This is a genomic window from Micromonospora craterilacus, from assembly GCF_003236315.1.
Lineage (GTDB): Bacteria > Actinomycetota > Actinomycetes > Mycobacteriales > Micromonosporaceae > Micromonospora > Micromonospora craterilacus.
Genome location: NZ_POTY01000005.1, coordinates 24,173 through 38,938 on the forward strand (window position 1 = coordinate 24,173; position 14,766 = coordinate 38,938).

The 14,766-nt window shown below is 73.3% G+C and carries 18 protein-coding genes; 11 read left to right on the forward strand and 7 right to left on the reverse strand.

All coding sequences use genetic code 11. The features are described 5' to 3' along the window. Positions 1 to 9: 9 nt before the first annotated feature. Entirely contained in the window at positions 10 to 858 is an 849-nt protein-coding gene (locus tag C1I95_RS01815; RefSeq protein WP_111211979.1) for an aminotransferase class IV, read from the reverse strand. Positions 859 to 925: 67 nt separating this feature from the next. On the opposite strand from C1I95_RS01815, the gene C1I95_RS01820 reads away from it, so the two are divergent. From C1I95_RS01820 to C1I95_RS01835, 4 genes are all read left to right on the forward strand, one after another. Then, positions 926 to 1,354: a Fur family transcriptional regulator gene (locus tag C1I95_RS01820; protein WP_111211980.1), complete on the forward strand. Its 429-nt coding sequence runs from the start codon at positions 926 to 928 to the stop codon at positions 1,352 to 1,354. Further along, the gene (gene ygfZ, locus C1I95_RS01825; protein ID WP_111211981.1) at positions 1,351 to 2,463 is read left to right on the forward strand and encodes a CAF17-like 4Fe-4S cluster assembly/insertion protein YgfZ; all 1,113 of its coding nucleotides are present in this window, start codon (positions 1,351 to 1,353) and stop codon (positions 2,461 to 2,463) included. Before C1I95_RS01820 ends, ygfZ begins: the two co-directional genes overlap by 4 nt. A gap of 86 nt (positions 2,464 to 2,549) precedes the next feature. Then, positions 2,550 to 3,377: a beta-keto acid cleavage family enzyme gene (locus C1I95_RS01830; protein ID WP_111211982.1), complete on the forward strand. Its 828-nt coding sequence runs from the start codon at positions 2,550 to 2,552 to the stop codon at positions 3,375 to 3,377. Between the two features lie 94 nt (positions 3,378 to 3,471). After that, positions 3,472 to 4,431, forward strand: a complete 960-nt coding sequence (locus C1I95_RS01835) for an asparaginase (RefSeq protein ID WP_111211983.1) — start codon at positions 3,472 to 3,474, stop codon at positions 4,429 to 4,431. 111 nt (positions 4,432 to 4,542) lie between these two features. On the opposite strand, the gene C1I95_RS01840 is transcribed toward C1I95_RS01835, so the two are convergent. After that, a complete protein-coding gene (locus C1I95_RS01840) occupies positions 4,543 to 5,334 on the reverse strand; it encodes an alpha/beta fold hydrolase (protein WP_111212028.1) in 792 nt (263 codons plus the stop codon). 117 nt (positions 5,335 to 5,451) lie between these two features. Here C1I95_RS01840 and C1I95_RS01845 point away from each other — a divergent pair, with 117 nt between their 5' ends. From C1I95_RS01845 to C1I95_RS01865, 5 genes are all read left to right on the forward strand, one after another. Then, positions 5,452 to 6,099: a helix-turn-helix domain-containing protein gene (locus C1I95_RS01845; RefSeq protein WP_111211984.1), complete on the forward strand. Its 648-nt coding sequence runs from the start codon at positions 5,452 to 5,454 to the stop codon at positions 6,097 to 6,099. Continuing rightward, complete coding sequence (locus tag C1I95_RS01850; RefSeq protein WP_111211985.1) at positions 6,096 to 6,971, forward strand: hypothetical protein; 876 nt, start codon at positions 6,096 to 6,098, stop codon at positions 6,969 to 6,971. The genes C1I95_RS01845 and C1I95_RS01850 overlap by 4 nt, the downstream gene beginning before the upstream one ends. Positions 6,972 to 7,049: 78 nt before the next feature. After that, positions 7,050 to 7,364 (forward strand): DUF2516 family protein, encoded by a 315-nt coding sequence (locus C1I95_RS01855; protein ID WP_111211986.1) that lies wholly within the window; start codon positions 7,050 to 7,052, stop codon positions 7,362 to 7,364. Continuing rightward, complete coding sequence (locus tag C1I95_RS01860; protein WP_111212029.1) at positions 7,361 to 8,248, forward strand: alpha/beta fold hydrolase; 888 nt, start codon at positions 7,361 to 7,363, stop codon at positions 8,246 to 8,248. The genes C1I95_RS01855 and C1I95_RS01860 overlap by 4 nt, the downstream gene beginning before the upstream one ends. 11 nt (positions 8,249 to 8,259) lie before the next feature. Continuing rightward, a complete protein-coding gene (locus C1I95_RS01865; RefSeq protein WP_111211987.1) occupies positions 8,260 to 8,997 on the forward strand; it encodes an alanyl-tRNA editing protein in 738 nt (245 codons plus the stop codon). A gap of 7 nt (positions 8,998 to 9,004) precedes the next feature. Here C1I95_RS01865 and C1I95_RS01870 read toward each other — a convergent pair whose 3' ends face one another. After that, complete coding sequence (locus C1I95_RS01870) at positions 9,005 to 9,622, reverse strand: CGNR zinc finger domain-containing protein (RefSeq protein WP_111211988.1); 618 nt, start codon at positions 9,620 to 9,622, stop codon at positions 9,005 to 9,007. 48 nt (positions 9,623 to 9,670) lie between these two features. On the opposite strand from C1I95_RS01870, the gene C1I95_RS01875 reads away from it, so the two are divergent. Then, positions 9,671 to 10,120, forward strand: a complete 450-nt coding sequence (locus tag C1I95_RS01875) for a VOC family protein (RefSeq protein ID WP_111212030.1) — start codon at positions 9,671 to 9,673, stop codon at positions 10,118 to 10,120. A gap of 7 nt (positions 10,121 to 10,127) precedes the next feature. On the opposite strand, the gene C1I95_RS01880 is transcribed toward C1I95_RS01875, so the two are convergent. Further along, a complete protein-coding gene (locus tag C1I95_RS01880) occupies positions 10,128 to 10,817 on the reverse strand; it encodes a nucleotidyltransferase domain-containing protein (protein ID WP_111212031.1) in 690 nt (229 codons plus the stop codon). 77 nt (positions 10,818 to 10,894) lie between these two features. Here C1I95_RS01880 and C1I95_RS01885 point away from each other — a divergent pair, with 77 nt between their 5' ends. After that, on the forward strand, positions 10,895 to 11,809 hold the full coding sequence (locus C1I95_RS01885) for an SDR family oxidoreductase (RefSeq protein ID WP_111211989.1): 915 nt from the start codon (positions 10,895 to 10,897) through the stop codon (positions 11,807 to 11,809). On the opposite strand, the gene C1I95_RS01890 is transcribed toward C1I95_RS01885, so the two are convergent. From C1I95_RS01890 to C1I95_RS01900, 3 genes are read right to left on the reverse strand one after another with little or no spacing between them, the layout of a single operon-like run. After that, positions 11,800 to 12,843, reverse strand: a complete 1,044-nt coding sequence (locus C1I95_RS01890; RefSeq protein WP_111211990.1) for a helix-turn-helix transcriptional regulator — start codon at positions 12,841 to 12,843, stop codon at positions 11,800 to 11,802. The two genes, C1I95_RS01885 and C1I95_RS01890, sit on opposite strands and share 10 nt — an antisense overlap. 4 nt (positions 12,844 to 12,847) lie before the next feature. Next, entirely contained in the window at positions 12,848 to 13,489 is a 642-nt protein-coding gene (locus C1I95_RS01895; RefSeq protein ID WP_111212032.1) for a response regulator, read from the reverse strand. A 5-nt stretch (positions 13,490 to 13,494) separates the two neighbouring features. Beyond that, complete coding sequence (locus tag C1I95_RS01900; protein ID WP_111211991.1) at positions 13,495 to 14,766, reverse strand: sensor histidine kinase; 1,272 nt, start codon at positions 14,764 to 14,766, stop codon at positions 13,495 to 13,497.

Genomic DNA, 14,766 nt, shown 5'->3' on the forward strand with positions numbered 1-14,766 from the left:
GGCCCGGGCTCAGGGCAGCGGGAAGGCGAGCAGTTCCTGGAGCGCGCTGGTCCGCAGGGTGCGCGGCAGCGGCTCGCCGTCGAGGGTGCGCACCTCCACCAGACCACGTACGGACGAGGTGAGCCAGACGCCGTCGGCGTCGCGCAGCCCGGCCGGGGTGACCATGCGTTCGGCGGCGACGCAGCCCACCTCGGGGGCGTGGGCGAGCAGCCAGGCGACGGTGGTGCCGGGCAGGATGCCGGTGCGCCGGGCCGGCACCGTGCAGAGCGTGTCGCCGTCCAACCAGACCACGTTGGCGGTCGGCCCCTCCAGCGCGTACCCGTCGGAGGAGACCCAGAGCACGTCGTCCACGCCGACCCGGGCCGCCCAGCGGCGGGCGGCGGTGCTTGCCCCGTACGACGTCGACTTGATGCCCACCGGGAGCCAGCCCAGCTCCGGGCGGGCCTCGGCGGGCACGCCCAGCGAAAGGGTGGCCACGCTCACCCCGTCGCGCCGGGCCTGCCGGGCCGCCGGAGTGACCTCCGACAGGGTGGCGTAGACGGTGGGCGGCCCGCCGCCCGCCGGCCCTCGGGTGCAGACCAGCCGCAGCGCCCCCTCGACCTCGGCCGGCCACCCGGCGGCGACGCCGTCCAGCAGCTCGACCAGGGCCGCGTCCGCCGGCAGGGTCAGCTCCACGGTCGCGGCGCCGGCCCGCAGCCGGGTCAGGTGCTGCTCGCGCAGCCAGGGCCGCCCGCCGCGCAGGTGCATGGTCTCGAACAGCCCGTCGCCGCGCAGCACGCCGAGGTCGTCCCCGCGCAGCACCGGCTCCCCGGCCGGCAGCAGGCCCCGGCCCAGCACGCCGATCCGCGACGCCACCATGACGGCCGAGCATAGTGCGCACCGGTCGCGCCGTGAGGCGCGCGGATTACCGAACTATGATCGGTGGGTGTCCGAATCCTCCCTCGCGGAACTGCTCCGCGCCCGTGGGCTGCGGCTGACGGCGCAGCGGCAGTTGATCCTCCAGGCGGTGCTGGACCTGGGGCACGCCACCCCTGAGCAGGTGCACAACGCGGTACGCGAGGTGGCCGCCGGGGTCAACATCACCACCATCTACCGCACGCTGGAGCTGCTGGAGCGGCTCGGCCTGGTCACCCACACCCATCTGTCGCACGGTTCGCCGACCTACCACGCGGCCGGCGAGGATCAGCACGTCCACCTCGTCTGCCGGGAGTGCGGCGCGATCGACGAGATGGATCCCGAACTGCTGCGCCCGCTGGCCGACCAGTTGGCGCGCGAGCGGGGCTTCCGGGTGGACATCGGCCACGTCTCCTTCTTCGGCCTGTGCGAACGTTGCGGAAACGGGGACCAGAAATGATCGACATCGCGGGTGCGGTGGCAGTGGAGAGCATCGACGAGGCCAGCCGCGACCAGCCGGAGCCGGCCCACGCGGCGGCCGGGGTGCGCGGAGTGGCCGCCCACTACGGCGACCCGATGCGTGAGCAGCGCCTGCTGGACACCGAGGTCGGCCTGGTGGACCGCTCCCACCGGGGCGTCGTCGCGGTGCCGGGTGAGGAACGGATCTCCTGGCTGCACACCCTCACCACGCAGCACCTGGCCCAGCTGAGCGCCGGGCAGGGCACCGAGCTGCTGGTGCTCTCCCCGCACGGGCACGTCGAACAGCACGCCATGGTCGCCGAGGACGGCATCACCACCTGGCTGGACACCGAGCCGGGGGCCACCGAGGGCCTGCTGACCTACCTGGAGAAGATGCGCTTCTTCAGTCGGGTCGAGCCCCGCGACGCCACCGCCGATTACGCGCTGTTGTCGCTGGTCGGGCCGAAGGCGGCCGAGGCGGTGGCCGCGCTCGACGTGCCCGCGCTGGCCGAGCCGGACGTGGTCGGTCTGCCGGGGCCGAAGTTCCGGTCCGGTGAGCTGCCACCCCGTCCGACCGCCCGGTACGACGTCAAGCCGTTGCCGGTCGGCGGATGGGCCCGGCGCGGGCCGCTGGGGGTGGACCTGCTGGTGCCCCGGGCAGCGATGGACCAGGTGGTCACCCAACTGCGCGGCAACGGGGTGCCCCCGGTCGGGCTGTGGGCGTACGAGGCGGTGCGGGTGGCCGCCCGGCGGGCCCGGGTCGGCGTCGACACCGACCACCGGACGATCCCCGCCGAGGTGGACCTGATCGCCCCGGCCGTGCACCTGGACAAGGGGTGCTATCGGGGGCAGGAGACGGTCGCCCGGGTGCACAACATGGGCCGCCCGCCGCGCCGGCTGGTCCTGCTGCACCTGGACGGCGTGAGCACCGATCAACTGCCCGCCGCCGGCACTCCGGTCACCCTCGACGGCCGGACCGTCGGCTTCGTCGGCACCGCCGTGCACCACTACGAGCTGGGTCAGGTCGCGCTCGCCGTGGTCAAGCGATCCGTGCCCGACGACGCCGCCCTCCGCGTCGCCGACAGCGCCGCCGCCATCGACCCGTCGTGAGGAAGGACCCCTTCTTAACGCCTCCGGTAGAGGAAGGGCCCCCTGTTAACGCCGGTGCCCGGACCGGGCGTTCTAGGATCGCCGGCATGACAACAGGGACGTTGATCACGGTTGCCCCCACCGGCGCGGAGTCGGCCAAGACGGAGGTGCCGGCGCTGCCGGTGACCCTTGACGAGCTGCTGCTCACCGCGAAGGAGTGCGAGGCGCTGGGCGCCTCCGTGATCCACGTACACATCCGGGACGACGAGGCGCGGCCCACCCTGGACCAGGGTCGGCTCCGCGCGACCGTGGCGGCGTTGCGGGAGAGCACCGACCTGATCGTGCAGCTGTCCACCGGCGGCGCGGTCACCGACCCGGAGGCTGACCGGCTCGCCGTGCTGGACGCGGGGCCGGACATGGCCTCGTGCACGATGGGCACGGTCAACTTCGGCGAGGACGTCTTCCTCAACCGCTGGGAGTTCATCGTCGACCTGCACACCCGGATGCAGGAGCGCGGCATCGTGCCGGAGTACGAGATCTTCGACCTCGGCCACCTGACCGCGTTGCAGCGCCTGCTCGGCAAGTACGGTCTGCCGCACGGCGGCCACGTCCACGTCGACTTCGTCATGGGTGTGCCCGGCGGGATGCCGGGCACCACGGCGACCCTCGTCGCGGCCCAGCAGATGCTGCGCGACCTGCCGGAGGGCACCACCTTCTCGGCGACCGGCATCGGCCGCACCAGCATCCCGGTGATGCTCGCCTCGCTGTCCGCCAGCGGTCACCTGCGGGTCGGGATGGAGGACACGGTGACGTACGCCAAGGGCCGTCCGGTGGAATCCAACATGCAGCTGGTCGCCCGGGCGGTCGGTTTCGCCCAGCTGGCCCAGCGTCCGCCGCTGAACACCACCGAGGCCCGAGAGCTGCTCGGGCTGTAAGGGCTATCTCACCCGACACCCCTGTACACCCGGAGGTTGAATCCCTGTTCACCCCGGCGGCGGCCGGGTCCGGTGCATCGGTACCGTCCACGTCGTGGGAAAGACGTACCAGGGCGGCGCGCCGCTCGCCGAGGTGGTCCGGTCCGGCTTCGTGGAGGGTGTGCACCGAGGCTCGGTGGTGGTGCTGGACGCCACCGGCGCGGTGCTGGCCGCGGCGGGTGACGTAACCTCGCCGGTCTTCCCCCGCTCCTCGAACAAGCCGATGCAGGCGGTCGGGATGATCCGTGCCGGGCTGCCGCTGACCGGGTCCGCCGACCTGGCCCTGGTGGCGGCCAGCCACGCGGGGGAGGAGTTCCACCTGGCCCGGGTCGGTGGGCTGCTCGCCGGTGCCGGGCTCGGTGAGGACGACCTGCACTGCCCGCCGGAGCTGCCGGTCGGCGAGGAGGCGCGGGTGGCGGTGTTGCGGGCCGGTGGTGGCCCCACCCGGATCCAGATGAACTGTTCCGGCAAGCACGCCGGGATGCTGTTGACCTGCCGCTCCGCCGGCTGGCCGGTGGACGGGTACTGGCGGCCCGAGCACCCGCTCCAGCAACGACTGCGGGACGCGGTCGAGGAGTTCACCGGCGAGCAGGCAGCGGCGGTCGGCGTCGACGGCTGCGGAGCCCCGGTGCTGGCCGCGTCGTTGACCGGGCTGGCCGGGGCGTACCTCCGGCTGGTCACGGCCGAGCCCGATACGGCGCCGCGCGCCGTGGCCGACGCGATGCGGGCGCACCCGGAGATCGTCGGCGGTACGCAGGCCGACGACACCCGGCTGATGCGCGGCGTACCCGGGCTGTTGGCGAAGGTGGGCGCGGAGGGTGTCATCGCCACGGCGCTGCCCGGCGTCGGCGCCGTGGCCCTGAAGATCGACGACGGAGCGGGCCGGGCCCGGATGCCGGTGCTGGTCTCCGCGCTGCGCCGGCTCGCGGTCGACGCGCCGGTGCTGGAGGAGTTCGCGGAGGTGCCGCTCTTCGGCGGCGGCCTACCGGTCGGTGCCGTACGCCCGCTCTGGTGACCATCCGCGCTGCCCGCCCGCGAACCCGGATGTCCTGCCGGCCTGGCCCGGCCGGTGGCCCAGACGGATCGCGGGCGGGTCGATCCTCGACCGGTCGATTCCGGCAGATGCTCAGGGCAGGAAGTCGAGCAGCGCGGCGTTGACCGGGGCCGGGCGCTCCAGCGGCAGTAGGTGGGCGGCGTCCGGTACGTCGGGCAGCCGCACCGCCTGTGGTGCCTCGGCCGCGATGCGATCGGCCAGTTGCCGGATGTCGGGTACGTCCGCCGCGCCGACGCCGACCAGCACGGGAATGCCCAGCTCGCCGAGCCGGTCGACGGCCGGCGGGTCCAGTTCGGTGATGTCCACCGCGCTGAGCGCCAGCTCGGCGGCGAGCGCCCGTTCGTCCATCGCAGTGGCGAAGGCGATCAGTTGCGGGTCGACGTCCTCCGGGCTGCGCTCCGGGCCGACCACCCAGAACCGCACCTCGCCCGCGGCGGTGGCGGCGAAGTCCTCCGGGTCGACCTCGCCGACCAGCGTCTCCCACAGGTCGTTCGTCTGCTCGGACCATTCGTGGCCGGACACGGCGGTGCCGAGCAGGGCGAGCGCGCTCACCCGATCCGGGTGAGCGAGGGCGGTGTCGATCGCCACCGCCCCACCGAACGAGCAGCCGACCAGGGCGGCACGGGTCAGGCCGAGCGCGTCGAGCAGGCCGGCCACGTCGTGGTGGTGGGCGAAGGGGGTGGGCGGCAGTTCGGACTCGCCGTAGCCACGCAGGTCAAGGGCGATCACCCGGTGCCGGGTAGCGAGCGCGTCGATCTGCTCCCGCCACATCCGGCGGTCGGCGATGCCGGCATGGAGCAGGACGACCGGGGATCCGCTGCCAACCTCTTCGTACGCCAGCAGGGCGCCATTTACTTCGATCATGGTCACCGCAGGACGGTACGACCGGGTACGAGTGGCGCGCAACCGGACAGTGAGACCGTGCTAACTCCGGCTAGCGTTCCGCTTGCAGTTGCTAGCAGGCCGCGCTAGCGTTGAGTCATGGCCACTCCCAAAGACCTTCCCGACGTCGGCGGGTTCATTCGTGATCTGCGGCGAAACGCGAAGATCTCGCTGCGGCAGCTCGCCGAGCAGGCCGGAGTCAGCAACCCCTACCTCAGTCAGATCGAGCGCGGCCTGCGCCGGCCCAGCGCCGAGGTGCTCCAGCAGCTCGCCAGCGCGCTGCGGGTCTCCACCCCGGCGATGTACCTGCGGGCGGGGCTGCTCGACGACAAGGAGGGCCAGGGTGTGTTGGCGGCCATCGCGGTCGACCCGGACCTGACCATGGCCCAGAAGCAGTCCCTGACCCAGATCTACGAGACGTTCCGCCGGGAGAACGCCCGGCTCGCCGAAGCGACCGCCGCCGCTGCCGCGAGCGAGGCCGCCGCCGGTCAGGGCCCGGGCCCTGCCGATACGGGCACCGCAACCGCCACCGACGTCACCGCGCCCGACGTCACCGCGCCCGACGTGGCGAACCTGGCCGCGACCGGGCCCACCACCGTTGAGGGATCGCCGACCGAGGCCGTCCTTGAGTCGGTCGCCGTGACCGAGGCGGGTGCGGCCGCCGCGCCGACCCGTACCCCTGCCAGGAAGGCCGCCCGCAAGGTGGTCCGCAAGGCCGCCGCCGCGGCCGAAGAGGAGAAGTCATGACCCAGCCGAAGACCAACCGCATTCCCGCTCCGATCTACGCCGCTGCCGGTGCGGGCGAACTGGCCCTGGAGCAACTGCGCAAGCTGCCCGCCGTGGTCGGTGAGCTGCGCGACCGGGTCGTCGCCGACGGTGGCCGGGTCGTCAACGACCTCGGTGGCAAGGCCGTCGTCACCGGCTTCGAGCTGCGCCAGAAGGCCAACGACGCGCTGCGCAACGCCAACCTGACCGCCGAGTCGCTCCGGCAGAAGGCCGCCCCGGCCGCCGACTTCGACAAGCTCCGCGAGGCCGCCGATTTCAACAAGCTCCGCGAGTCCGCCGACCTGGCGAAGCTCCGCGAGGCCGCGGACTTCAACCGGCTCCGTGAGGCCGCCGACTTCGACAAGCTCCGTGAGGCCGCCGACCTGGACCGGCTGCGCGAGGCGGCGACCCGCAACGCCGCCGTAATCGTCGCCGGCGCCCAGGCCGCGCAGGAGCGGGCGCTGGCCGCGTACGGCGCGCTGGTCGCGCGGGGCGAGCGGGTGGTTGGCGCGGGCGTGCTGGAGGCCGCCGACACGGTGAACGCCGACATCGAGGCCACCGAGGCGCCCGAGGCGATCGCCCCGGCCGCAGTGACCACCGAGCCGGCCGCGCAGCCCAAGCCGGCCGCGCAGCCCAAGGTAGCGAGCAAGCCGGCCGCGCAGGCCAAGCCGGCCAAGCAGGCCAAGGCGCCGAGCCCGGCGGAGGTGGCCGAGGTCGCGGCGGCCAAGCCGGCTGCTGCCAGGAAGAACACTCGCGCCAAGGCGACCACCCGGGAGGCCGCCGCCAAGCGGACCGCCACCCCGTCGGCGAAGCTGCCCCGAGCCACCAAGCGGAGCCGCCCGGCCGCCGAGTGACGGTCCGGCTCAACTGCCGGCGATCCCGGTCACCGTCCTGTCGGACGAATCCGGGGTCGCCGGCATAAGCTTGCCGGCATGGCCAACGCCGCGCCGATCTTCGCCTTCGATGTCCGCTACGTGATCGACCTGATCCTGTTCGTCTTCGCTCTGGTCGTGCAGGGGGTGGCCCTCGTGCACGCCATCACGCAGCGCTCGGACGCCTTCCCCGCCATCGGCACCCTGCCGAAGGGTGGCTGGATCGCCATTCTCGCGGTCACCCTCCTGCTGACCCTGCTCACCCAGAGCACGCTCAGCATCTTCGGGCTGATCGGCATCGCGGCCGCGCTCATCTACCTGCTCGACGTCCGGGTCGGCCTGCGCGACCTGGGCGACAACAGAGGGTCGTGGTGAGGGCCTTCCGCTGGCCACCACCACCGGACGGCGGACCTCGGACCTGGGGTCCCGGCCCGGGCGGGCCGCGTAGCGGCCGACCGCCGCTGCCCGAACCGGAGACCGAGCTGGTCGCCACGCCACACGGGGTACGCCTGGAGCGGCTGGTCACCGGCACCGGTGATCCGGTCACCGTGTTCGCCCACGGGCTGGGCAACGGCATCGCCACCACCCGCCCCTTCGGCAGCGGTGTCACCGGTCGCAAGGTCTTCTTCCAGTTCCGTGGCCACGGTCGCTCCGACGCACCCGACGGCCGGTGGGACTACCTCGATCTCGCCCGGGACCTGCGAGCGATCGCGGACCTCGGCGGGGCGACCCGGGCCTTCGGGGTCAGCCTCGGCGCGGGCGCGCTGTGCCGCCTGCTCATCGAGAGCCCGGAGCGCTTCGAGCGGCTCGTCTTCTTCCTGCCCGCCGCGCTGGACCAGCCCCGCGGGCCGGTGGCCCGGGCGCGGCTGACCGAGCTGCTGGAGGCGGTGGAGAGCGGGGACGCCTCGGCGGTGGCCGACGTCGTGGCGGCCGAGCTGCCGCCGGCCGTACGCAACACCCCGGCCGGGTGGGCGTACCTGCGGCAGCGGCTGGACCACCTGCTGCGGGACGGGCTCGCCTTCGGGTTGGCCGACCTGCCGGAGCAGGCACCGCTGGTCGACGCCGGTGCGCTCGCTGCGGTGACCGCGCCAGCCCTGGTCATCGCCGCCGAAGGGGACGACCTGCATCCGGTGGAGGTCGCCGAGCAGCTCGCCGCGGCGTTGCCGGGGGCGACCCTGCACCGGTACGCCCGCCCAGGTGTGCTGTGGACGGAACGCGCCGACCTGCGTGGCCGCATTTCCGAGTTCCTCAACGGGTAGCCTGCGCTGTCATGGGCGTCACACATCACGGCCGTACGCACCGTCTGGACCTGGCCGACCCGACTCTGCGGGAGTGGGAGTGCACGGTCCTGCACAGCGACCCCGAGCAGGGCATCGTGCTGGACCGCTCGGCGTTCTACCCGGGCGGTGGCGGCCAGCCGCCGGACCACGGCGTCCTGCTCTGGCAGGGGGTGCAGACCCGGATCGTGGGCACCCGCAAGGCCGACGACCTGTGGCTGATCCCCGCCGAGGATGACCCGCTGCCGCCGGCCGGCACCACGGTCACCGGCGCGGTCGAGGACGAGCGGCGCACCCAGCTGATGCGTACCCACTCCGGGTTGCACGTGCTCTGCGGGGTGGTGTTCCGCGACTTCGGCGCGCTGGTCACCGGTGGCAACATGGAACCGGGCGAGGCCAGGATGGACTTCAACCTGCCCGAGGTGCCGACCGACTTCAAGACCCGCATCGAGGAGCTGGTCAACGCCGAGGTGGCCGCAGACCGGTCGGTCGCCACCCGAGTGCTGCCGCGGGCGGAGGCGCTGGCCCTGCCGGACATCATCCGTACCCAGTCGAACCTGATCCCGGTCGACGAGGCGGAGGTCCGCATCGTCGACATCGTCGGGCTGGACGTGCAGGCCGACGGGGGGACGCACGTCGCGTCGACCGCGCAGATCGGCAAGGTGCGGGTGGTCAAGGTGGAGAGCAAGGGCCGGGCGAACCGCCGGGTCCGCATCCGCCTCGCCGACTAGCCGCCGGTCAGTCGGCGCCGGTCGGTTTCTGGCGGGCGCGGATGGCGCGTACCTTCTGTCGGTTGCCGCAGCGTTCCATCGCGCACCAGCGGCGGCGACCGGGCCGCGAGGTGTCCACGAAGATCAGGTAGCAGTACCCCGCGCACTCGCGGATCCGGTCGGCGTACGGGCCGGAGAAGAGGTCCACGGCGTCGCGCGCGATCGTGGCGAGTGCCGAGGTGCCCGTCGCCGGCAGCGCCCAGGAGTGGACGGTGTCGGCGCCCGTGCCGGCGGTCAGGCGCGGCACGAGCGGAGCGGGCCCGGCGAGGTCGTTGACCGTCGCGAGGTCGGCGGCCGGGGTGGACTGGCCGGCGACCCGGGCGCGGGCGAACCGCCAGAGCGCGTCGCGCAGCCGCCGGGCGGCGGCCAGCTCGTCCGCGCTCACGGTCACCTGGGCCGGGTCGAGCCGTAGCTGGGACTGGGCGAGCCAGGCGGCCAGGTCGCCGGGTTGATGCAGGACGTCCCACCGAGCCAGTTCGCCCGGCCCGCCGGTGGTGAGGAATTCCAGGCAGAGCGCGCCGGGGTCGAAGAAGAACCGGGATCCGTCGTGGGAGACCAGGGTGAGTCCGCTTGCCCGCGCCGCCATGTAACCACTATAACTGGTTACAGGATGGTCGACGGCGAGGAGGATTCGATGGCCGTGCAGTGGAAGCTCGTGGTGGACTGCGCCGACCCGCACGCCCAGGCGCGGTTCTGGTCGGCAGCCCTCGGCTACCAGGTCGAGGACAACAGCGTCCTGATCGAAGGGCTGCTCGGCGCCGGCGTGATCGGCCCGGAGGCGTGCGTCGAGTTCGACGGGCGGAAGGCGTTCCGCGAGCTGATCGCGGTGCGCCACCCCGACGACCCGGTCGACCCGGCCAGCGGCACCGGTCTGGGGCGTCGGCTGCTGTTCCAACTCGTGCCGGAGCCCAAGACCGTGAAGAACCGGCTCCACCTCGACCTGCACTTCGGTCCGGAGGCCCGGGAGGCGGAGGTCAAGCGCCTGGAAGGGCTCGGCGCGACCATCCTGCGCGAGGTCGCCGATCCGGGCAGCCGGCACACCACCATGACCGACCCGGAAGGCAACGAGTTCGACGTGCAGTGAGCCACCGTCAGCCCGCTGCCGGCGGCAGGTGGGCGGCGCGCACGTCGAGCAGCCAGCGCTCCACCCGCGCCTCGTCCGGGCGGTCCGGCAGCGGGGTGCGGGTGCGGTCGAAGTCGCGCTCCACCTCCGCCAGCAGCGTCCGGGCCTCGGTCAACCGGCCGTCGGCCACCCGCTCGCCGAAGGCCCGGAACCAGCCCGGGTCGGCGAGTCGGATCTCCAGCACGCCGGTCGCGTAGAGCAGCCGGCCCTGGTGCACCAGCCGGGCCAGGTGCCGGGCGTGCTTCGCGGTGCGCCGCCGGGTGTCCGAGGAGAACGTGCCGTCGCTACGCGACTCCAGCTTGCGGAACTGCTGTCCGGCGTACCCCAGGTAGGCGTCGCGGACCCGGGGCGCGCTGAGGAACGCGGACCGGATGGCGATCAGCCGCTCACCGAACTCGGTCCGGGTCTCGTAGCAGTCGTCCGGCAGCCAGGCCAGTTCGGTGGCGGTCGGGTTGCCGCTCAACGCCAGCCGACACCATTTGCGCGCCTCGTGCAGCGTGGTGTCCGGGTCGGTGGTCACCACCGACTCCGTCGGCGGGTGCAGGCCGTGGAAGGCGACCGTGGGCGCGGCGAAGACGCCGATCCGGTCGACGTCCGAGCTCGGGCCGGCCAGCCCGTACGCGACCGAGCCGACGATGCCGGAGAGCAGCAGATGCATGCCGGCGAGCATGACCGATGACACGTTGCCGCGAAACCTGACTTCGATTGTCGGGTATCGCTGGCAGCGTGAGGTCCATGACGAAATCGCTGACAGGGAAGGTGGCGCTGGTCGCCGGGGCGACCCGGGGTGCCGGCCGGCAGATCGCGGTGCAACTCGGGGCGGCGGGTGCCACGGTCTACGCCACCGGCCGGAGCAGCCGGGCCGGCCGCTCCGAACTGGACCGGCCGGAGACCATCGAGGAGACCGCCGAGCTGGTGACCGCGGCCGGCGGCACCGGAATCGCGGTCCGGGTCGACCACCTGGTGCCCGACGAGGTGAAGGCCCTCGTCGAGCGGATCGACGCCGAGCAGGGCCGGCTCGACGTGTTGGTCAACGACGTCTGGGGCGCCGACCGGCTGATCGCCTGGGAGAAGCCGGTCTGGGAACAACCGCTGGACGCCGGCTTCCGCACGCTGCGGCTGGCGGTCGACACCCACGTCATCACCAGCCACTTCGCGCTGCCGCTGCTGATCCGTCGCCCCGGTGGCCTGGTCGTGGAGATCGGCGACGGCACCAAGGCGTACAACGACGACAACTATCGGCTGTCGGTCTTCTACGACCTGGCCAAGACCTCGGTCAACCGGCTCGCCTTCACCTGGGCCCACGAGCTGAAGCCGTACGGCGGCACCGCCGTCGCGCTCAGCCCAGGGTGGCTGCGGTCCGAGGCGATGCTGGAACACTTCGGCGTCACCGAGGAGAACTGGCGCGACGGCGCCGTCAAGGACCCCCATTTTCTGATCTCCGAGACTCCGGCGTTCGTCGGGCGGGCGGTCGCCGCGCTCGCCGCCGACGAGGACCGCAACCGCTGGAGCGGCCAGTCGGTCTCCGCCGGTGACCTGGCCAAGGTGTACGGCTTCACCGACGTCGACGGCAGCCAGCCGGACGCCTACCGCTACATCATCGAGGTGGTCGACGCCGGCAGGCCCGCCGACGTCACCGGTTACCGCTGACCGTCACGGCGGTCGCCCGCGTTCCCGCCGGAGTCGGTAACCGCGGTGTCGGCGTCGCTGGCGCTGGCGGCGTAGAGCGCGGCGGCGCGGGTGGCCGCGTCGGCCAGCAAAGCCCGCAACTCGGGCGGGTCGAGCACCTCCGCCTCCGGACCCAGCCCGAGCAGTTGGGTGTACGCCACCTCGACGGACTCGACGGGCAGCCGGGTCGTCACCCAGCCCTGCCCGTCAGGTCCGGTCGCGGCGGCGACCGCCTCCTCGTACCCGAACGGGGTGTCGGCCAGGTGTCGGAGCTGGCGCAGGCCGGTGGGGCTCAGCCGGAGCGTCACCTCGGCCCGCAGCATGCTCCGCAGAAACGACTCGGCCTGTGCCCGCCAGTGGTCCGCCAGGTCGAAGCCGGGTTCCCGGTCGAAGGTCTCCTCGTGCGGCTCGACCGCGGTCACTCGGTCCACCCGGTAGGTGCGCAGGTCCTCGCCGACCCGGCCGACCAGATACCAGATCCCGCTCTTGAGGACCAGGCCGTACGGGCAGACCCGCCGGGTGACCTCGCGGTCGCCGCGTCGGTAGTGGATCGTGACCACCCCGTCCCGCCAGACCGCGCCGGCCAGCTCGGCCAGCCACGGCGGAGGCGCGGTCTGCCGGTACCAGCCCGGCACGTCCAGGTGGAACCGCTGCCCGGTGCGCGCGGGCGCGTCGCGCAGGCTCGGCGGCAATGCCGCGAGGACCTTCAGTTCCGCCGCCGCCACCGCGTCGGCCAGCCCCATGTCACCGGCCGGGCCGGGCAGCCCGGCCAGGAACAGGGCTTCCGCCTCGTCCCGGGTCATCCCGGTCAGCCGGGTCCGGTAGCCGCCGAGCAGCCGGTAGCCGCCGGCCCGACCTCGATCGGCGTAGACCGGCACCCCGGCGGCGGAGAGCGCCAGCACGTCCCGGTACACCGTCCGCTCGGAGACCTCCAGCTCCCGGGCCAGCTCCGCCGCCGTCATCATTTCCCGCGCCTGCAACAGCAGCAGCAACGAGATCAACCGCGACGCCCGCACCCGCTCACCTACCGCCGGGGGTGAGCAGACCCCGGTCGTACGCGGCGGCCACCGCCGCGGCCCGGTCGTTGACCCCGAGCTTGGCGTAGACGTGCAGCAGGTGGGTCTTGACCGTGGCCTCGCTGATGAACAGCCGGGCGGCGGCCTCCCGGTTCGACGAGCCGCGGGCCACCAGGGTGAGCACCTCCAGTTCGCGCTGGCTGAGCGGCTCCTCGGCCGGCTGGCGGGGTGCGCGCAGGCGGCCCATCAGCCGGCCGGCCACGCTGGGCGAGAGGACCGACTCGCCCCGGGCGGCGGCCCGTACCGCCCGGACCAGTTCCTCGCGGGGAGCGTCCTTGAGCAGGTAGCCGGTGGCGCCGGCCTCGATCGCCGGCAGTACGTCGGCGTCCGTGTCGTACGTGGTCAGCACCAGCACCTTCGCCGGGCTGCCCGAGCGGGCCAGCCGGCCGATCGCGGTCACCCCGTCCATCCCGGGCATCCGCAGGTCCATCAGCACCACGTCCGGGTGCAGCGTCGCGGCCAGGGCCAGCGCCTCGGCACCGTCCGCCGCCTCGCCGACCACCTCGAACCCGGGGTCGCCGGTGAACATGCCGCGCAGACCGTCCCGCACCACCGGGTGGTCGTCGACGATCAGCAGGCGTACCAGCTCGGTCACCCGGCACCTCCGGGAAGCGCGGGCACGGACGCCGAGACGGCGGTGCCGCCGCCCGGCTCGGACTCGACATCCAGCTGACCGCCGACCCGGCTCACCCGCTGCCGCATGGCGGTCAGGCCGTAGCCGCCGTCCGGCTCCCGGGCCGCCGGCGCATTGGCGACGTCGAAGCCCGTCCCGTCGTCGCGGACGTCCAGGGTCACCACGTCCTCCATGTACGACAGGGTCAGCCCGACCCGGCTCGCCGCGGCGTGCCGGGCCACGTTGGACAGCGCCTCCTGGGCCGCCCGGAGCAGGGTCACCTCGATCTCCGGGTGCAGCGGGCGGGGCGTGCCGGTGGTGCTGACGTTGGCCCGTACCCCGTGCAGGGCCGACCAGCGCCCGCCCAGCTCGGTGAGCGCGTCCGGCAACCGGGCGGTTTCCAGCGGCTCCGGGCGGACCGCCCGCACCGACCGGCGTGCCTCGGTGAGGCTCTCCCGGGCCAGGCTCAGCGCGTTGTCCACGTGCCGGCGCCAGTCGGCCGAGCGGTCCCGGGTCTGCTCGGCCGCCTCCAGCTGGGTGATGATGCCGGTCAGCCCCTGGGCCAGGGTGTCGTGGATCTCCCGGGCCATCCGCTGGCGCTCGTCCAGCACACCGGCCTCCCGGGCCTGGGTGATCAGCTGGGCGTGCAGCCCCTCGTTCTCGCGTACCGTCTCGGCGAGCTGGCGATTGGCCGTGGCGAGCTCCTCCACCAGCAGCTTGCGGTGCGCGCTCTGCTGTTCGGTGACCAGGCGGAACCAGCTCACGCCGCTTGCTACCAGCACGTTGAACAGCACCAGCACCAGCCAGAGTGGCCAGTTCGCCGCGGCGCTGGCCAGGCCGCCGCCCTGTGCGGTGGCGACCAGGACGGCGGTCGCGACCACCCCGGCGAACGCCCACCTGCCGGGCAGCACCAGGAAGGCGTGCAGGAAACCCACCCAGGCGAAGAAGGCGTACCACGGGTTGGCGATCACCAGGGCGGTGGCGAACGCGAGCAGCCCGACGTAGTAGACCACCATCAGCCCACGCCGGCTCTGCCACTCCGGGTGCAGGGTGAGGAACCAGGCGACCCAGCACCCGGCCGCCGCGGCGATGGCCAGGGTGGGCATCGCCGGGAGGCCGCTGGGGGCCGGGGTGACGGTGGCCAGCAGCGTCCCGACGGCCAGCCCTCCGTAGGGCAGCACCCGGTACAGGCTCGCCTCCCGCGCCTGCCAACTGTCCAGCCGGTCGGCCTCGTTGCAGCTGCTGGTCAT